Source organism: Shewanella sp. 10N.286.51.B2, from assembly GCF_041469265.1.
Classification (GTDB): domain Bacteria; phylum Pseudomonadota; class Gammaproteobacteria; order Enterobacterales; family Shewanellaceae; genus Shewanella.
Genome location: NZ_JBFRKH010000054.1, coordinates 82,911 through 101,714, shown reverse-complemented (window position 1 = coordinate 101,714; position 18,804 = coordinate 82,911). Strand labels below are relative to the sequence as shown.

15 protein-coding genes are annotated in these 18,804 nt (G+C 42.6%); 10 read left to right on the top strand and 5 right to left on the bottom strand.

Features of this window, described 5'->3' with window-relative positions:
- Positions 1-98 precede the first annotated feature (98 nt).
- On the top strand, positions 99-416 hold the full coding sequence (locus AB4140_RS14810; protein WP_102436642.1) for a hypothetical protein: 318 nt from the start codon (positions 99-101) through the stop codon (positions 414-416).
- Here AB4140_RS14810 and AB4140_RS14805 read toward each other — a convergent pair.
- The gene (locus AB4140_RS14805; RefSeq protein ID WP_277869338.1) at positions 413-538 is read right to left on the bottom strand and encodes a hypothetical protein; all 126 of its coding nucleotides are present in this window, start codon (positions 536-538) and stop codon (positions 413-415) included. The genes AB4140_RS14810 and AB4140_RS14805 overlap by 4 nt on opposite strands.
- Before the next feature lie 296 nt (positions 539-834).
- Between AB4140_RS14805 and AB4140_RS14800 the strand changes: the two genes are divergently transcribed.
- The 6 genes from AB4140_RS14800 to rraB all read left to right on the top strand — a co-directional run bounded on the left by AB4140_RS14800 (position 835) and on the right by rraB (position 5,501).
- Positions 835-1,074, top strand: a complete 240-nt coding sequence (locus tag AB4140_RS14800; RefSeq protein ID WP_157936424.1) for an ABC-type zinc uptake system zinc chaperone — start codon at positions 835-837, stop codon at positions 1,072-1,074.
- Between the two features lie 85 nt (positions 1,075-1,159).
- On the top strand, positions 1,160-2,365 hold the full coding sequence (locus tag AB4140_RS14795; RefSeq protein ID WP_372001521.1) for a hypothetical protein: 1,206 nt from the start codon (positions 1,160-1,162) through the stop codon (positions 2,363-2,365).
- A complete protein-coding gene (locus AB4140_RS14790; RefSeq protein WP_102436646.1) occupies positions 2,349-3,257 on the top strand; it encodes a metal ABC transporter solute-binding protein, Zn/Mn family in 909 nt (302 codons plus the stop codon). Before AB4140_RS14795 ends, AB4140_RS14790 begins: the two co-directional genes overlap by 17 nt.
- 4 nt (positions 3,258-3,261) lie before the next feature.
- Complete coding sequence (locus tag AB4140_RS14785) at positions 3,262-4,035, top strand: metal ABC transporter permease (protein WP_372001519.1); 774 nt, start codon at positions 3,262-3,264, stop codon at positions 4,033-4,035.
- Positions 4,036-4,253: 218 nt separating this feature from the next.
- Complete coding sequence (locus AB4140_RS14780; RefSeq protein WP_372001517.1) at positions 4,254-5,042, top strand: 1-acylglycerol-3-phosphate O-acyltransferase; 789 nt, start codon at positions 4,254-4,256, stop codon at positions 5,040-5,042.
- Positions 5,043-5,099: 57 nt separating this feature from the next.
- Positions 5,100-5,501 carry a ribonuclease E inhibitor RraB gene (gene rraB / locus AB4140_RS14775; RefSeq protein ID WP_102436652.1) on the top strand — a complete coding sequence of 134 codons (402 nt, stop codon included), beginning with the start codon at positions 5,100-5,102 and terminating at the stop codon, positions 5,499-5,501.
- Positions 5,502-5,611: 110 nt separating this feature from the next.
- On the opposite strand, the gene AB4140_RS14770 is transcribed toward rraB, so the two are convergent.
- Positions 5,612-6,571, bottom strand: a complete 960-nt coding sequence (locus AB4140_RS14770; protein ID WP_102436654.1) for a sensor domain-containing diguanylate cyclase — start codon at positions 6,569-6,571, stop codon at positions 5,612-5,614.
- An 88-nt stretch (positions 6,572-6,659) separates the two neighbouring features.
- A complete protein-coding gene (locus tag AB4140_RS14765) occupies positions 6,660-7,655 on the bottom strand; it encodes a response regulator (protein ID WP_102436656.1) in 996 nt (331 codons plus the stop codon).
- 380 nt (positions 7,656-8,035) lie between these two features.
- On the opposite strand from AB4140_RS14765, the gene AB4140_RS14760 reads away from it, so the two are divergent.
- Positions 8,036-8,842 (top strand): crotonase/enoyl-CoA hydratase family protein, encoded by an 807-nt coding sequence (locus AB4140_RS14760; RefSeq protein ID WP_102436660.1) that lies wholly within the window; start codon positions 8,036-8,038, stop codon positions 8,840-8,842.
- A 200-nt stretch (positions 8,843-9,042) separates the two neighbouring features.
- Here AB4140_RS14760 and AB4140_RS14755 read toward each other — a convergent pair whose 3' ends face one another.
- Positions 9,043-9,915, bottom strand: coding sequence for a DUF3530 family protein (locus AB4140_RS14755; RefSeq protein ID WP_102436662.1), 873 nt, complete (start codon positions 9,913-9,915; stop codon positions 9,043-9,045).
- A 170-nt stretch (positions 9,916-10,085) separates the two neighbouring features.
- On the bottom strand, positions 10,086-12,992 hold the full coding sequence (gene rapA / locus AB4140_RS14750; protein WP_102436664.1) for an RNA polymerase-associated protein RapA: 2,907 nt from the start codon (positions 12,990-12,992) through the stop codon (positions 10,086-10,088).
- 356 nt (positions 12,993-13,348) lie between these two features.
- Between rapA and AB4140_RS14745 the strand changes: the two genes are divergently transcribed.
- Both AB4140_RS14745 and AB4140_RS14740 read left to right on the top strand, forming a co-directional pair.
- Positions 13,349-14,743 carry a PhoH family protein gene (locus AB4140_RS14745; protein ID WP_102436666.1) on the top strand — a complete coding sequence of 465 codons (1,395 nt, stop codon included), beginning with the start codon at positions 13,349-13,351 and terminating at the stop codon, positions 14,741-14,743.
- 321 nt (positions 14,744-15,064) lie between these two features.
- Complete coding sequence (locus AB4140_RS14740) at positions 15,065-18,772, top strand: response regulator (RefSeq protein WP_372001515.1); 3,708 nt, start codon at positions 15,065-15,067, stop codon at positions 18,770-18,772.
- Positions 18,773-18,804 lie beyond the last annotated feature (32 nt).

Sequence of the window (18,804 nt, the reverse complement as noted above, 5' to 3'; positions counted from 1 at the left end):
GTATATTGATAATGACTTTATCATAAGTTATTGAAGGAAGTTTGACGATAATTTGCTAGACTAACGCACTTTTTATTTTCAGCTACAGGTTGCTCATCATGGCACTGCAATGCGCACATTGTCACAAGCCTATGTCGATTAGTAAGATCAGTGGAACTCGAGGTAAGGGGTTCTCATCGCATATTCAGTGCTATCACTGCCAGGCTTGGCTTGGTCGCCATCGTTATCTTACGATGTTAAAAATACTTGGCTTTTATACTGCGGTAGGTGCGGGGCTGACAGGCTATTTTGTGGCAGGATTAGCCAATATCATTACCCCCGTAATCATGCTGTCGCTGATCCTTACAGGGGTAACGCATTTAATGGATCATTTATTGGTTATTGAAGCGCCTGAAGAGGGCTCTCAAACAAATTAATCTACTACTTGAACTTGATTTTCTAGTGATGTTTCAACGTAGTAAATACCGCCAAGAACTACAACACCGATGATCACCATTGTTAAAATAATGCCCACATTGTCTTTTAATAAATTCATCATAGATAATTCCTCTGTCATTGGCAGATTAAATTGGTATTTATAGTAAATATATTAGCCTTTTCAGCTTAAGCTAATCTTAAAATAGCATAATGTTGAGAGGGTTAAAGCGCCCTTGTTGATCACAAATTTTCAGTAGAAGTGATTTGTAACAAACTTGTAGTTGATTTTTTAGTTTTAATTTATAAGAATAGCAGCCATTGTTACTGGGTATTCGCTGATATGATTTAATGGATGAGACTAGTTAAGTGAGATTTGCTTTGCACATAAGACGAAATATTGCGATGTGGCTTTGCGCCATGCTCGTATTATTGTCTTTTGCCGCATCCGCTCACGAATCTGTTCATAAACATGAAAGCATTAACACTCACTGCAGCTTATGTTTTCATAAGCATCAGGTTCACAAAACCCTTCCAAGTATTGAATTTAGCATTCCGGTTGTACGTCAAGAGTATGAACTCACACCGTTAGCCAATTCAGAATCTCTTAGTTCACATCAGGCTTATTACCATAGCCGCGCACCGCCAATCTTTATTTAATTCAACAGTTTAATTAATAATTATAAATTATATTTCCCGACTATTAAGTAAAATAGCCGGGTGTTTGTTGTATTTTGGAGATTTTATGTTTAGTTCAAATAAACGACTGTCAGCAGTCGCAATCGCGTGTGCCTTTTCTTCAAGCTCTGTTTTTGCAGAAGATTCAAGCTTAACCAATCCTAATATCAGTGCGGTGTTAGATGGTTTTTATCAATCAGGTGATCGTGGTTTAGGTGGCAGAAGTGAAGGCTTTGGTTTGGGTGAAACTGAATTTGCTATCAGCGCTAATATCGATGATATGTTCTACGGTAAAGTCACTGCGATATTAGAAGTGCATGACGGCGAAACTGAACTTGAGCTTGAAGAAGCCTTTATTCAAACCATGGGTATGCCTGGCGGTTTTGGTATTCGCGCTGGTCGTTTCTTGTCTGATGTGGGTTATTTAAATAATCAGCACATTCATACCGACGCTTTTGCTGATCGTCCTGGGGTTTATCGCGCCTTTATGGGCGGGCATTACTTTGATGATGGTGTCAGATTAACTTATGTAGCGCCGACAGATTTGTTTTGGACTATGGGTGTTGAAGCCTTTAGTGGTAAAAAAATGCGCGCTGAAGATGAGCATGACGAACGTGACTTTAGTTCAGTAGGGGTGTATTCGGCATTCACCAAGTTTGGCGGTGATATTGGTATCTCGAGTTCTTGGCAAGTGGGTTTAAGTTACTTACGTAATGAAAACGGTAAAACTTATCTAGAAGATGAGCATGAGCCCCATGTTGATGACGATCACGACCATGAAGGTCATAGCCATAGCGCAGCCTATACTGGTGAAAATACCTATATTGCAGACTTTGTCTACAAGTGGGCACCAAATGGTAATTACAAATACCAACACTTAACTGTTAGCGGCGAGTACTTCCGGGTAACTGATATTTTCTCATTTGAAGAAGATCATGAAGATGAACATGAACATGAGATACTCAGTGCTGAAGGCCATGACGATTACCATCAAGGTTGGTACTTAAGTGGCGTGTATCAGTTCTCGCCAAATTGGTCTGCTGGTTTACGTTATGGTGAAGTGGATAGCTTTGAAGCCCACGGCGATCACTTAGACCCACAAAAGCTAAAAGAAACCGAATTAAGTTTGGCGTGGCATCAGAGCCATTTCTCCACCGTACGTCTACAATATACTAACCAGAAAGGCACCAACTTTGATGGTTTTGAAGACGATAATATCATTACTCTACAATATGTTATGTCATTAGGAGCTCACGGTGCGCATCAATTCTAAAAAACTAATATTAGCAGCTGGCATATTTGCCAGCTTGTTAACGAGTTCTGCAAATGCAGCGCTTAATGTATTTGCTTGTGAGCCTGAGTATGGCGCATTAGCAAAGGCATTAGCTCCTGATGCTAAAGTCTATTCAGCCACGAGTGCGCAGCAAGATCCACATCAAGTGCAAGCGCGTCCAAGCTTAATTGCTAAAATGCGTCAAGCTGACTTAGTGGTGTGTGCTGGCGCCGATCTCGAAATTGGTTGGTTGCCAATGTTGCAGATGAAAGCCTCAAACAACAAAGTGCTTTCAACTGATACTGGGCTTTTTTATGCCGCGGATCATATCGAGACCTTAGATCAACTTGAGCAAGTGGATCGCTCTATGGGTGATGTCCATGCCAAAGGTAATCCGCATTTACATTTTGACCCTAGAAAGTTCCTTAAAGTGGCGCAGGCGTTATCAGCGAAAATGATTGAGTTAGATCCTAACTCAAGTGCTGAGTATCAAGTTGCATTAACTGAGTTTACTGAGCAGTGGCAGCAAGCTATTCCGCGCTGGGAAGCGCAAGCGCAATCGCTGAAGGGCAAAAAGGTCATTGCTTACCACTCAAGCTTTCGATATTTGTTTAACTGGCTCGGCATGGAGCAAGTGGCAGATCTTGAGCCGAAGCCGGGCATCCCACCCAGTAGTAGCCATTTAGCTAAACTTGTAAGTCGCAGCCAACAAGGTGATGTGATGGCGGTGATAGTGGCCTCATATCAGGATGAGCGTGGCGCACATTGGTTAGGTGAGCGCACTGATTTGCCTGTGGTGATTTTGCCAATGTCAGTAGGTGGCAACAGTCAAAGTCAGGATTTGATTAGCTTATATGACAGCGTACTGACGTTATTAACTGAGGCGCAATAAGCCTATGCTAGATATCGAGCTGCTATTGATTTTGTTTCCGGCATTTATTGCCGGAATCATCATTTTGTCTACCCATGTGGTGTTAGGTCGACAAGTACTTAAACGCGGTATTATTTTCATCGACTTAGCGATTGCCCAAGTGGCTGCGCTGGGGGCTATTGTGGCTCATATGGATCATAGAATTGAAGATATTCCTTATTCTCATGTGTGGATGCCTGCCATATTTGCCTTGGGCGGCGCTGGGCTTATTGCTTGGTTATCCAAGCGTTTTGCCGATGAATTAGAAGCCTTTATTGGTTGTTTTTATGTGCTTAGCGCGGTTGGGGCAATGTTGTTATTGTCTAATGATCCCCATGGCGCAGAGCTGTTAAAGCAGCTAATGTCGGGGCAGATATTGTGGGTAAATTGGTCGCAGCTTGTGCTGCCGGCTTTGGTGTCAGTAGCGATACTCGCTTTAATTGCATTGAAGCCTCAGATCCTCGAAGGCGCAGGTTTTTACTTTCTATTTGCCATAGTGATTACACTATCGGTTGAATTAGTGGGTGTTTATCTTGTTTTCAGCACCTTAATTTTGCCAGCGTTAGCGTTAAATCAGTATGTGGGTAAATATACCTTGCTGCTGGCTTATGTGGTGGGATTTGTTGGTTACCTAGCAGGGCTTATACTTTCGGCTAGTTATGACTTACCTAGTGGCGCAGCCATTGTTGCGGCATTAGCGGTCAGTGCTGTGTTAATGCGTTTACTGCTCCGTAATCGTTCTAATAAGGCTGAAATGTAACGCTGCAGAATTAATGATGCGTTAATGTTTAAGGCATCATTAATTCACTTTTAGCAGTGTATAATGCCAAGCATATTAATTATCTGAGCTATTCAGAGCATTAATCCGCTTGGTATAACTACTTTAAGCTTACATTTGTACACCGAAATTAACTTAAGCTATTGAGTCCAGCAGATGTGCTGGCTATACTGTCGCCACTTTATTTGTAGGAGTCTGCTGTGCTGTTAATTGCTCGTTCAATTATTCTAGCAGTGTTACTAACACTGGCGTTTTTTTTCGCAATCATCCTTTGTATTGTTAGACCTATGCATCGTGATAATGTCCATGTGATTGCTAAACTATTTTCATCTGTTGCTCCTATTTTAGGGATTAAAGTGATTACCCGTAACGCGGTGATTAACCCTCAAGTAGACACTGGCGCTGAGGCTAACACTGGTACTGACACTGAAACCGAAGCAAGCCTTAAGCAACCTAAGATCTATTTAGCGAATCATCAAAATAATTTTGATTTATTTACCCATACTTCTGCAGTGCCGGAAGCCACGGTGAGTTTAGGTAAAAAAAGCTTAGCTTGGATGCCATTATTTGGGCAGATTTATTGGCTATCAGGCAATATTCTGATTGACCGTAAAAACCGTCATAGTGCCTTTGATACTATGGCCAAGACTGTTAAGAGAATGAGAGAAAAACTGTTATCTGTATGGATTTTCCCTGAGGGGACACGCTCTAGAGGGCGCGGTCTACTGCCGTTTAAAGTCGGGGCATTCCATACTGCTATCGCCGCCAAAGCGTCAATTGTGCCAGTATTAGCATCTTGCCAAAATCATATTAAACTTAACAAGTGGAATAATGGTGTGGTCATTGTCGAAATGATGGCACCTATGTCGACCGCAAACGTGGATAAAGCCGATGCGAAAAAGCTTTGTGCTAAGGTGCATCAAGTGATGTCACAGCGTTTAGCTGAATTAAATCAAGAAGCATCGCTATTAATGGCTAAACCTCAGTAGCTTTATCACGTATAATTAGCCCTATAGCGTATTTAAATTTGTTAACGGAGAGAATCCATGTCTATTGAAGCTCAACTTAAAGAGCAATTTGCCGAGAACCGTGAAATTATTCAGGCGCTGCTTGATGATGGTTCACAAGCTGATGCTGAATATACTATCGAGCATCATTTCTCTTCGACTAACTTTGATCGTTTAGAAAAAGCCGCAGTTGATGCTTTCAAATTAGGTTTTGAAGTTAACGACGCTGAAGAGATGGAGCTTGAAGATGGCTCAACCATTATTTGCTTTGATGCTATCGCCAATCATGCTCTTGAAGCATCGTTACTTGATAAAGCATGCGAGCAGTTAATGCTGCTTGCTGCCAAGCAAAAAGTTGATTATGACGGCTGGGGCACCTTCTTTATTGGTGACGAAGAAGAGCTTGATGAAGATGAAGACCAAGATGACGACGGTTTCTAAATCATTAACGACTATCGCTTAACTAGCGTCACTCGTTTAATAAATAAGCCCACTTAATTGTGGGCTTTTTAATGGCTTATCGCGGTGGGGATAAAATGAACCTCTGCAGGTTATTTTTCAAATACCGTGGTTTGATTACGGCCATTTTCTTTCGATTGATATAAAGCTTTATCGGCGCCAGATAACCAACTTACACTGCTAGTGGTGGCAGAGGATAAATCATTAACGCCAATACTGATGGTCATTTTAATGATTTGATTGTTATAAACCACTTGCGAGGCTTCGACTTTTTTACGCAGTCGCTCAGTGAAGTATTTTGATTCAGCAGCGGTGGTATAAGTCAATACTACCGCAAACTCCTCACCGCCATAGCGGCCGGCAAAATCAGTTTCACGTAATGATTGCTTTAATATGTTGGCGAGGCTTTGAATGACTTTGTCACCTGCAGGGTGGCCGTATTTATCATTGATGGCTTTAAAATGATCGATATCAATCATTATCATACTGGCTTTTTCACCATAACGGGCAAAGCGCTCGTATTCTTTTTCAAAGCAAACTTGCCAATGACGGCGATTATACAACTGGGTTAAGCTGTCGGTTTGGCTGAGTGTTTCTAGTTGCTCATTGACTGATTTTAGCTGTAATTTATTGATGGCGATATCAGTCACATCATAAACGATAATACTAATATGGGTGATTTCACCCGTTAGCGACGCCAGTGGCAGCAAAGTAATGTTTTGGTACATGTAATCAGCGCGGCCAGTGATCGGGCGATAATTTTTAAACTGGAAGACATAAGGGCGCTGCTCCCAGCTGATGAAAGATCGGTTTTTGAGTAGAAATACCGACTCCATTTTTTGCTTAAGCCATTCAGAGGGTAAATCGTTAAACGCTTCAAAAAGATTGCGACCTTTAATACTGTTAGGTGACACACCGCTATGGTTTTCCATGAAACCATTCCAAAGCTGGATATTGTAGTCACGATCTAACACCACCAAGCCAACTTCAATGGTTTGTACCATATCAATAAGCCAGTGTAGCTCGTTCATTGCGCTTTGATCAGTAGCCATGCTCTAACATCCGTATTGTATTATTCTTTTTATATGCAATGTTAAGTCATTGCAATTAACTAACTGTTTATATGATTATTATCTTAATCTATTCAAATATATAGTGAAGCTTTGCATTCAATGTAGGGATTGAGTCTTCCGTAAATAACAGTAATAAGTCACACTGAATATTGTGGTCTTCAATCTGATAATTGATTTCCATGGCAAGGGTGCGTTGCCATTTTTCTGAGTTGTCATGGATAAGCTCATTTACCGTGCAGTGGCGACCAAGTACAACGGGGTGACCTTGACTAAATTTCATATCAAGCTGCTCTGAAATGCCATTCAAGAATGCCCCAATAAGCACATTACCAGTATCAATGAGCACTTCAATTTCATTGTTAGCATCTTCAGGATCACTGTGGCCCATGAGTTTAGCCATGTCAGCAAAGCTTGAGTCATGGAACAGTAATAACGCCTCACCAGCAACCCCAGCGCCAATAAAACCTTGGCATAATGCAGAAATCTTCGAGCTTTCTTCGGTGGCTTTAAGTGCCATGGTCAGTTCGCTGACTTCTAAAACATTGACGTTGGGGATTGGCAGTTTTACAAAAACATCGAGTAGTTTCGCTAATAAGTCGGCAGCGCGGCCCATGGCGACATTGGCAATTTCTTGGCAAGCGTCACGTAAATCAACTTTAAACATCGGCGTGTCATTGGTTGATTGTTTAAGGGCTAAAGTTAAAATGCCGTATTCTTCTAAGATATTGCTGATGGACTCAGCACTAACCGGCTTTTGAATAAAATCTAATGCGCCAAGGGCTTTTACTCGCTCATGGGCTTTTAATTGAATATCACCAGAGACCACAATGACTAAGGCGGGCAAGTCTTCTCGCTGAATGGCTTCTAGTACTTCATAGCCATCCATGACGGGCATATTAAGGTCGAGAAAGACAATTTCCCCTTTTCCTTGACGGATCACCTCCAAGCCTTCTTCACCATTGGTGGCGTAACTGATTTCAACATCCCAATGTTTGGGAAGTGTTCGCGCCATTTGTTTTCTGGCTAATCCTGAGTCATCACAGATTAAAATAGGAATAGTCATGGCTACAGCAGATCCTTTTACAGGGTATTATTATTTTGAATGCATTAGCTATTACTCGATCGAGCACTTAAACGAACTCCGATTAAACAAGAAAAATGAGTCGATGAGTAATGTTACTTTTTATGGGCAAACATACTACAACTTATTGCTGACTTTTCGCACCAAAAATCGACAATTTTTTGGCGTTTAACGAAAAAATGCTCTTAAATTCAGTAAATCTGAATTTTGACGGCACTTTTGTTCCTGCGGGAACATATATATTGTTGTAGTTTTAGCAGCTTATGAAGAATATCAAATTAGCTTAACTATTCGCCAGTAAGCCAATTTATGCTAACGTAACTTCTGGACTGACCAGTTATTATTTATATTAAGGATGAACAATGAATAAGAAGTTAGTGGCGTTACAAAAACAAAACGGTATTGCTTTTGTGACGCTAAACCGACCAGATAAATATAACGCGCTCAATTATGAAATGTTTAAAGCCATTGATAAAACCATTAAAAATATTAGAAAAGATAGCGAAATTAATGCGGTCATATTATCCGGCGCCGATGGTAATTTCTCTTCGGGCTTAGATGTTAAAGCGATTGCTAAATCCCCCTCCATGATTGCCAAATTGCTGTTCAAATGGCTACCAGGTAATGCCAACTTAGCCCAGCGGGTGTCTATTGGCTGGCAGCGTTTACCCATCCCTGTGATTGCAGTATTAGATGGCTGCTGTTTTGGTGGCGGTATGCAAATTGCGCTAGGGGCAGATATTCGTATTGCAAGTGATGATGCCAAGCTGTCTATTATGGAATCAAAATGGGGCTTAGTGCCTGATATGGCAGGACTGGCAGCGCTTAGACAGGTGATGCCCAAAGATAAGGCCTTAAAAATTACCTATAGCGCAGAAGTGCTATCAGCCGCACAGGCGCTAGATTTTGGTTTAGTGACCGAGAAAAGTTCACAGCCATTGCAGCGTGCTATTGAGCTTGCCGAGCAGTTTATGACCCGCTCTCCTGATGTGAATGCGGCCATTAAAATGAGCATTAATCATAGTTGGTCAGCCTCAACAAGGCGGTTATTAAGTCGTGAGTCTTTAAGCCAAGTTCGCCTGTTAGCGGGTAAAAACCGTATCATTGCCGCTAATCGTGAAATAAAGCAAACCGAGCAAGCTTATCAGTCTCGTCAGCCTTGGTGGTGATAATGAGCGAGTCAGTTGTGAGTTAATCAGCTTTTAGACTAGTGCGGCCAATACTGCATTACACAAATTTAGTGAATAGCTGAAAGGCCATTGGAGATTGATTATTATGCGATGTTATTGAAAAAATTGAAAATACGCTTTATTACTCAGTCTTAAAATAAGCAAATAGCCATTAAGGGGCAGCAATATGCTGGCCCTTTTTATCGTGCGGTAATGACTTTACTAAAGCCTGCAATATGATGCAGTACTTGCTCCCAACCACTTTGATTATCGAGATTAAGCGCTAATTGATATTGGCGGTAATACTGGCTCGATTTAGCTTTATTGAGTGCTTTTCTGCTAGCACTTTCAGTCATAGATATTTGATGAGCATCGGCTGATTGCAGATCCAGTATTGGGATATCGATTTCTCTGAGCTGTTGGGCAATGGATAAACCGCGATGTTGCGGCGCAATAATCTGCTCATATTCACGATAGGGGTTGATCACCACTAATAAGTCGGGCTTGGCTAGCTTAGCTTCAAAAAGTAAGTTAATGACCATGCCCGCACTATCATCGGTGACGATTAATAGTCTTTTTCCTGGGAACTGCGCCTCAATAGCTTGCAATTGGTCGAGACTGTCCACCATAAGTTCTTGCTGAAAGTTACGCAGTTCAAGTAGTTGGTTTGAGCTAAATTTGGGGGCTTGCTGGTGACGACTCAGGGTTAACTGCGCTTCACCGGCTTTGGGAATTTCTTCGGCGTCAGTTGCAAAATTTGGTCGGTATAAACCTTCAGTGGGTTTTATGCTCAAGCTTGCCCAGCCAAATGCGGGGATCTCATCACGTAAATAGCGAATTAGGCCACTGCCACTGGCGGGGGAATCGGTTGGACCGACGATAATAGCTGCGCCGCGCTGGTGCGGGCCTTGCCAAGGTTTGACCCAAACTGGCTGTTGTTGATCTTGGACGCTGATAAATTGTTTTCCAGCATTAGCAGTAGGCAACTCACTGGCTGCCATAGCATTGTGACAGAAAAGGCTGAGGCTAAAAAGACTGGTAACAGATAAAACAAACAGAGGCTTTAGCAGCAATGTGGCTTCCTTAACGAATCTTGCGATGTCATCACTATAGACTTGTGCGCTTATGTGTATGAGCTTATGTTTATGAGCTTATGTTTACGCTAAACACTTAAAACAATGACAAAAAATAGATACAAAAAAGCCCTGAAGTTCAGGGCTTTTTGCTTCGAGTTAGCAGTGTATTATACGTGGCTAACTAATACCATTCTAATAGCGTCAAGTTGGAATTGACTATCATCAATATAGCCATTCAATTCAGCCATTTGATTGCGAATAAAGTCCACTTCAGAATCTCGAATATTCGGATTAACGGCCTTTAGCGCTTCAAGTCGGGTCAACTCACTAGTTAGCTGGGTGGTCATTTTTTCACGGGCTTGCTCAACCAGTTTGGCTAATTCAATTTCAGCCTGTTGCTGACCTTTTGCCAGTAACGGGTGCAAAATAGGTTGTGATGCATTCACAAGCTTACTGGCAATATGACGGTTAACCGCACTTAACTGTTTATCAAAGCTCTTATAATCGACTTTGTCAGCTAAGTTTTGGCCACTTTTATCCAATAACACTCGGATAGGGGTTGGTGGCATATAGCGATAAAGCTGTGATGACTTAGGTGCCGAAACATCAGCCATGTAAATTAACTCAAGGAACAAGGTTCCAGCAGGTAAGGCTTTGTTTTTAAGCACTGCAACACTGGTGGTTCCGGTTTCTGAGTCAGTGATTAAGTCTAACGCCGTTTGCACTAATGGATGCTCTTGGGAGATAAAGGCAATATCATCACGTGATAGGGCAGTTTCACGATCAAATGTCACAGAAATACCATCTTCAGGCAGACCTGGGTACGATGGGAATAGCATGTGCTCACTTGGGCGTAATACGATTGAGTTCTCGCCGCGATCTTCTTGATCCACACCGATAATGTCCCACAAGCGGATCACCGAACCAATTAAGTGGGTATCTGAGTCTCGCTCCGCTAAGCGTTCAACTAACTTTTTAGATTGCTCGCCGCCATGGGAGTTAATCTCTAACAGCTTATCGCGGCCTTGCTCCATCGCTTGCTTAAGTGCTTGGTAACGGCTTTGGGTACCGTTAAGCAGCGCTGTCATTAGCTCTGGGTTGTCATCGTTGAGTACGTTCATTAGCTCATCAGCAAATTCATTGAACAATACATGGCCACTTGGGCAGGTAAGTTCAAATGAGTTTAAGCCTTGATGATACCAATGCATCAGTCTTTCTTGGGCGGTGTCTTCAAGGTATGGCAAATGAATTTGAATATCATTTTGCTGACCAATACGATCTAATCGACCAATACGTTGCTCAAGTAAGTCAGGGTTGAGCGGTAAATCAAATAGCACTAATTGACTCGCAAATTGGAAGTTACGCCCTTCAGAGCCAATTTCAGAACAAATTAACGCCTGAGCGCCGCCTTCTTCTTGGGCAAAGTACGCGCCGGCTTTGTCACGTTCAATAATCGACATCCCTTCATGGAAAACGGTTGCCTGAATACCTTCACGGGTGCGCAGTGCTTCTTCAAGGCTTAATGCCGTTTCTGCTTGGCTAGCAATAATCAGCACTTTTTTACTGCGATTATCTTTTAAGAATTCAATTAACCAATCGACTCGCGGATCAAACTTCCACCAACTGGCACTATCGGTTTCAAAGGCTTGATACAGTTTTTCAGGGCTTAGAGATTGCTTAGCTTGATCTTGAGCTGATTTTTTCGATCCCATCATGGCATTAACGCGCTCAGCCGTGACGTATTCTTGCGGCATAGCCAGTGGATGCGGATTAAAAATACGGGTCGGGAAGCCACTGACAGAGGCGCGGCTGTTACGGTATAAAATGCGGCCAGTACCGTGACGGTCGAGTAAATCTTGTAATAACTCAGCGCGGGCAGCTTGCTGGGCGTCAGCATCGACATCATCTGCTTGGATAAGCTTAATGCTTGCGCTGATGTCTTTCTCGCTGAGTAATTCGGTTAAGCTGACAACAGCACTGTCAGCTAACTTGTCGTTGGCAGCTAATGCTTCGGCGGCCTCGGCAACGCTTTGATAGCTTTTTTCTTCTTCAAGAAACGCGTTGTAGTCGTAGAAGCGATCTGGATCCAGTAATCGTAAACGAGCAAAGTGACTTTCATGGCCTAATTGATCTGGCGTTGCCGTGAGCAATAACACTCCAGGCACTTCTTCACTTAAGGCTTCTACGATTTGATAAGCGCGACTTGGGGCGGTTTCGCTCCACTCAAGGTGATGGGCTTCATCCACTACCATTAAGTCCCAATCGGCATCGACAGCTTGTTCTAAACGGCGCTTTTTACGTAATAGTTCTAATGAACAAATGACTAATTGTTCAGTGTAAAAAGGGTTGTCGTTATCGGCATAGGCTTCAACGCAGCGATCTTCATCGAAAATAGAAAAACGTAAGTTAAAGCGGCGCAGCATTTCAACTAACCACTGATGGCGCAAAGTGTCAGGCACAATCACTAAGATACGTTCAGCACGGCCAGTCAATAATTGTTGATGGATAATAAGGCCAGCTTCAATGGTTTTACCCAAACCTACTTCATCGGCTAAAAGTACTCTAGGGGCATAGCGACGACCGACTTCATGGGCAATCCACTGTTGATGTGGAATTAAACCAACACGTGGGCCTTGTTGCCCAAGCAAATCTGAGGTGGCAAGTTTATGGCGTAGCATTTGGCTTTGGTAACGAATACCAAAGCGCTCTAGACGATCAATTTGACCGGCAAATAATCTGTCTTGTGGTTTATTAAAACGAATGTTGTGGTTTAGTAAGGTTTCACGCAGACGTACCGTCTCGTTGGTCTCACTGTGGATACCAACATAGGTGACTAAACCATCTTTTTCTTCGACTTCACTGATGGTTAGGCTCCAGCCTTCATGGCTTTCTACGGAGTCACCGGGATTAAAAATTACACGAGTTAATGGCGCTTCACTGCGGGAGAACAAACGGTTCTCATCGGCGGCAGGAAACAATACTGTCACCATACGGCCTTCAACAGCAACCACAGTTCCTAAACCAAGTTCTGACTCGGTATCACTAATCCAGCGTTGACCTAAAGAAAACGGCATTTTTTACTCTCATTCGGGACGGATAAACACAAAGGGCGCGTATGTTATACCAAACGCTACTCAATTTAAATTCTAGCAGTGATTTAAATATTCATCTGAAGGAATTTCACTTTTACGCCAGCGAATTTTTGACATCTTAGTGTCATCTTGGTGTCATCTCAGTGCCAACTTTAACAACTTAAACTCGAACCTTTAATCAATAAAATGATATTGAGACTTGATATAATTACTGGCATAGTAAATTTAAGTTTGGTTGAAAATCAATCATGATGATTCGATTATTCCAGCTTATGAACAGGAGTTTATATTGCTTTAATCCCATAGTTACATTTTGTATTGAGCACTCTGGAGGCGCCATGGAACGAGACGACAGAAAGTTGTTTGTACTGGATACCAATGTGTTACTACATGAACCTTTAGCGATATATTCGTTTAAAGAACATGACGTAATAATTCCCATGACTGTGTTAGAAGAATTAGACAATATAAAGGATAGAAAGCACGATATTAGCCGTGATGCCCGGGTCGCGATTAGGGCATTGGAAGACATACTTGGCGGTAAGACCTCGCCGGAACAAATTCTAAACGGCGTTGCACTCCCAAGCCGCGAAGGACATTTAGACGTATCAGGTAGTTTATCTATTTTCCCCGACCATCAAATCGACTTTATCATTGGCGCTCTGCCAGGCGATAATAACGATAATCGTATTATTAACACCGCACTTCATCTACAAAATCTGCATCAGCCTCGTCAGGTCGTATTAGTCACCAAAGACATTAATATGCGCCTTAAAGCTAAAGGGGCGGGTATTGAGCGAGTTGAAGACTATCGCACCGATCAGTTAATTGATGATATTCGCTTTTTGGCGAAAGGCTTTTATCAGTTTGACGGTGATTTTTGGGACAAGGTGGATAAAGTCTCTACCGATAGAGAAGCTGGCAAAGTCGTCCATCAGGTGGATATCGATGCCGTAGGTAACGAGCCCTTCTACAGTAATCAATACCTTATCGATGAAACCTCTGATTTTTGCGGCAAGGTTGCCAGCAAAACCGCAACACATCTTAATATCATCGATTATGGCCGCGAAAGGCTTAATCATTTGCAAGCTTGGGGTGTTAAACCTAAGAATATTTATCAGGGGATGGCGTTAAATGCTTTGCTAGATCCAGATATTGACTTAGTGATCCTCACCGGCCCCGCCGGTTGTGGTAAAACCTTAATTGCCATGGCGGCTGCGCTTGAGCTGGTGGTTGAGCAAAACCAGTACGAAAAAGTCATTGTAACCCGTAACACCCCTGAAATTGCCGAGTCCATCGGTTTTTTACCAGGCACCGAAGAGGAAAAAATGGCGCCCTGGCTTGCGGCAATTACTGATACCCTTGAGGTGCTGCATAAAAATGATGTTAACCCCACCGGCAGCATGAACTACATCATGGAGAAGGCGAACGTGCAGTTTAAATCGATTAACTTTATGCGTGGCCGCTCGATTCAAAATTCAGTGGTCATTTTAGATGAATGCCAAAACCTGACCGCATCACAAATCAAAACCATGATCACCCGCATGGGCGAGGGCACCAAACTAGTGTGTTGTGGTAACTTGGCGCAAATAGACTCAACCTATTTGACGGCGGTGACATCAGGTTTAACCTATATTGTGGAGCGTTTTAAAGACTTTGACGGCAGTGCCAATATTTACCTTAATGGTGTGGTGCGATCTCGCTTAGCAGAGTTTGCTGAAGAGAACTTATAAGCACTTCTGCTTTAAAGTACCGTTTATGGCTACCTGTTAGGTGGCCATTTTTTATTTTTAAGCAATCTGTTTCAACGAGCTCTTTTAACGCGCCTTTTATGTAAGCGGCCAGTTTACGGGTTATTGCCAAGAATAATGGTCAGATTTTTGCTATGTTTTTAGTGGAATGGAGTGAAAAATAAATTAGTCATGTTTTGTGAACATTTATTCGTGTGATTGCGAATATGTTCCTGATAATATGCATAAATAGACATTGTTAGCGTACCTCCTTTTTTACCTTATTAAATATCTACGCTGCTAAGAAAAGCCAAAGGGTTTTCAATGAAATCGACCGAGCCAGAATTACAATTAAAATCGCTTATTCAAAGAAAGTATAACCGAGCCGTTTTTTATACTTATATTGGTGTAATTGTTATGGCACTTTTATCGGCATGGGTATTGTTTGAGCGTGAAAAAACCCAGCTAATTAAAGAGCGTGAAGAGCAAGTATTGCGTCATGTCTTGCAAATTGATTTACTGCTGGAGTCGAGTATCCGTGCAGTAAAAAGCTTACGTAACGTCGCCGTAGATAACTTACGTTTAGGCGAGTTAGTCCGTAAAGATCGCTTACCTCAATACGAAAAATTCAATGAAGATGGTCAATTTTTTACCTTAGAGCCAAGTTATGCCACTAGTGGTGAGCCCTTTACCAATATGGGGCGCATTACCGGTATGGGTACCCTTGATGGCCGCAGCGACAGGTTTTATCAAGAATTAGAAATGCTATTTGAGCTGTCGTTGTCTTTCCCTGTTGCGAAAGAGGCCGCCCCTAAAGCTTCTTCGATTTATTACATATCCAAACAAAGGATCATGTCGTCATTTCCGTGGACCAATGACGAGTACCGTTTTCGAGAAGAGCTGCTTAATAAAAAACAATTCCAACTTGCTACTCCTGCCATGAATCCGCAGCGCAGTGTTTTTTGGCGTGAAGCTTATGTAGATTTAGCCGATCAAGGTTTGTTAACCACCCTAGGTCTGCCAGTATATCTTGAAGATGAGTTTATTGGTTCAATCAATTTAGACATGACTTTGGCATCGTTAGCTAAGCAAATGCGGATGTATTTTAAAATGCCGGGTACAGTGATTTTGCTGGATCAATATAACAATATATTGTCCCACAGTGATTTTGAAGCCAGCGATATGAACCGGGTTTATCATATCAGTCAGCGCATTCCGTCAGAGCTGCATTCTTTGCCTGAATCAGAAATGTTCGATGCCCATGATGGCATACTGCGCAACGGCTACTATATTCACTCAGTCGCGCTGCAAAACCCGCCATGGCGCTTGCTATATCTGCAAGATGAAGACCTGTTATTCCAAGACGCTTGGGATAAGTTAAAAGTGAGTTTCTTACTGGTGGTTTTCGCCTTGTCAGTGCTGGTGACCATTGTTCACTGGCAAACTCGCCGCTCATTCGTTAACCCTGCCTCACGTTTATTGACCCATTTGGAAGAGTGTTCTCGCGAGCCTAAATCGCCACCTGAAAAAATCACTGAAGGTTGGGAGCCGTGGTTCTTGCTGGTGAGTCGTATTTTTGAAGAGAACAAACAATATACCGGTCATCTAGCCGAGCAAAATAAACGTCTGGATAACTTAGTCGCAAGGCGCACCCAACGTTTGCGCGATACTACTGAGCGCCGAGAACGTGAGTTTGCACTATTACGCTCATTGATTGACTCAATCCCAGAGGCGATTGTTTACAAAGATAAAGAAGGTAAGTATTTAGGCTGTAATAAATCGGCTGAGTACATGCTGGGCTGCAAAGAAAGTGACATGATCGGGCAATTGTCCCTTGATACCAGTTACGATCAAGGCGTGCGTAGCCGCGAAGAAGATCAAAAAGTATTAACCGAACGCTCACTGATGCGTTATCAAGAAAAAGCCGATATTGGTGGTAAAACGGTACTGCTCGATACCTTAAAACTGCCATTTTATAACCGCCGCGGCGAGTTATTAGGGCTTATTTCAGTATGGCGTGATGTCACCCGTGAATATGAATCGGCTGAGCAATTACGATTATCTGAAGAGCGTTACCATTTAGCCATGGATGCAGTAGAAGATGGCTTGTGGGATTGGTATTTAGATTCAGAGCAGCTGATTTGTAACCCCGCATTTTATTCAATGCTAGGTTATAAGCCGAACGAATTTCCAGCGCTTATTTCAGCAACGGATGCACTTATTCACCCAGACGATCGCATGCGAGTCGAAGAGTATCGAAGTGCATATGCGCTAAAGCCCAAAGGAACCTATGAGATTGAATACCGTATGCGCTCTAAATCTGGAAAGTATCATTGGGTGCTGTCTCGGGGCCGAGCAGTGGAGTTTGCTGCCGATGGTCAGTCTAAGCGAATGCTGGGTACGCATAAAGATATTACCCGCCAAAAGAGTAACGAAGTGGCCTTGCTTGAAGCTAAGCAAGATGCTGAGTTAGCCAACATGTATAAGAGTGAATTCTTGGCCAATATGAGCCATGAAATTCGTACTCCGATGAATGCCATTATCGGCATGTTGCAATTGGCGCTGCGAACTCAGTTAACCGCTCAGCAAAAAGATTATTTAAATAAAGCGGGATTCTCTGCTCAGTCATTACTGCGCATTATTAATGATATTTTGGATTTCTCTAAAATTGAAGCGGGTAAATTAGAGCTTGAAAGGGTGTCATTCCCACTGGATAAAGTGCTTGATCATGTCATTGATATGAATGCGCAAAAGGCTCAAGAAAAAGGCGTTGAGTTACTACTATATGCCCCGGTTACCGCTGGGCTAATTCTCAGTGGTGACCCTCTGCGTTTAGGGCAAATTTTAGTTAACTTATTATCTAACGCGGTTAAATTTACTCAAAATGGTGAGATTGAACTGGGCTGTGAAGATGTAGGCGAGCGAGATCACCGTATTACCCTTAAGTTTTGGGTACGCGATACCGGTATTGGTATTAGCCAAGAGCAACAAGCGAACTTGTTTGATGCCTTCTCCCAAGCTGATGGTTCTACCACTCGAAAATATGGTGGTACCGGATTAGGCCTGTCTATTAGTAAGCATTTAGTCTCGCTGATGGGCGGCACCATGGCCGTTGAATCAGAGCTCAATCAAGGGAGTACTTTCAGCTTTACCATTAGTTTTGAAATTGCTGAAGAAAATGTGGTTGAGCCATTGGTGGTGCCAAAGCAGTTAAATAACTTAACTACCTTAGTGGTGGATGATAACCCAAGTGCTTTGCAGATATATTCCACCGTGATGCGCGACTTTAGCTTTGGGGTGAAAACCGCGCAAAGTGGTGCACAGGCACTAGATGTTTTAGCCCACAGCCCAATAGATTTATTATTGCTTGATTGGATGATGCCTGAAATGGGCGGCGGCGATGTGATTAATATCATTGATGAAATGGTTGCTGATGGGCGGATTAAAAAGCGTCCGGTGATTATTTTAATGACCGCTTATAGTGCTGAGCCGTTAGAGGCCGAGTTTGATGTCAGTCGTGTGTTTGCTGTTTTGCAAAAGCCTTTTAAAGCATCAGCCTTGTTTGATGAGATTATTGGCGCCTTTGCCGCTGAGCCTCAATTGAATGTAGCGCCTGTGGTTGAAGAGGATTCCGAAGCTGCCAAACAAACCGGATTAGTCTTGCTGGTTGAAGATAACTTTATTAATCAGCAGGTAGCCACCGAGCTACTTAAAAGCGCCGGTTATGAAGTTGAAGTGGCTGATAATGGTCAAATAGCACTAGATATGATCGATACTCGTCCGTTTGATGCCGTATTGATGGATATTCAAATGCCGGTCATGGATGGCTTGACTGCTGCCAGAGAATTACGTAAGCGTTACACTACAGAGCAAATGCCGATTATTGCCATGACGGCCCACGCCATGTCTGGTGACAGAGAGAAAAGTATTCAAGCGGGCATGAATGCCCATATCACCAAGCCGATAGTATTAAATGAATTGTTTGATACCTTAGAGCATTGGATTGACTATAAAAATCAGCAGCAAAAATAACAACAATAATGGCGTCAGTTAAGTCGCCAATA

Excerpts from the sequence above, each read along its gene's own strand:
- AB4140_RS14810 (WP_102436642.1), top strand. The coding sequence starts at position 99 with ATGGCACTGCAATGCGCACATTGTCACAAGCCTATGTCGATTAGTAAG.
- AB4140_RS14805 (WP_277869338.1), bottom strand. The coding sequence starts at position 538 with ATGATGAATTTATTAAAAGACAATGTGGGCATTATTTTAACAATGGTG.
- AB4140_RS14800 (WP_157936424.1), top strand. The coding sequence starts at position 835 with ATGCTCGTATTATTGTCTTTTGCCGCATCCGCTCACGAATCTGTTCAT.
- AB4140_RS14795 (WP_372001521.1), top strand. The coding sequence starts at position 1,160 with ATGTTTAGTTCAAATAAACGACTGTCAGCAGTCGCAATCGCGTGTGCC.
- AB4140_RS14785 (WP_372001519.1), top strand. The coding sequence starts at position 3,262 with ATGCTAGATATCGAGCTGCTATTGATTTTGTTTCCGGCATTTATTGCC.
- rraB (WP_102436652.1), top strand. The coding sequence starts at position 5,100 with ATGTCTATTGAAGCTCAACTTAAAGAGCAATTTGCCGAGAACCGTGAA.
- AB4140_RS14770 (WP_102436654.1), bottom strand. The coding sequence starts at position 6,571 with ATGGCTACTGATCAAAGCGCAATGAACGAGCTACACTGGCTTATTGAT.
- AB4140_RS14765 (WP_102436656.1), bottom strand. The coding sequence starts at position 7,655 with ATGACTATTCCTATTTTAATCTGTGATGACTCAGGATTAGCCAGAAAA.
- AB4140_RS14760 (WP_102436660.1), top strand. The coding sequence starts at position 8,036 with ATGAATAAGAAGTTAGTGGCGTTACAAAAACAAAACGGTATTGCTTTT.
- rapA (WP_102436664.1), bottom strand. The coding sequence starts at position 12,992 with ATGCCGTTTTCTTTAGGTCAACGCTGGATTAGTGATACCGAGTCAGAA.
- AB4140_RS14745 (WP_102436666.1), top strand. The coding sequence starts at position 13,349 with ATGGAACGAGACGACAGAAAGTTGTTTGTACTGGATACCAATGTGTTA.
- AB4140_RS14740 (WP_372001515.1), top strand. The coding sequence starts at position 15,065 with ATGAAATCGACCGAGCCAGAATTACAATTAAAATCGCTTATTCAAAGA.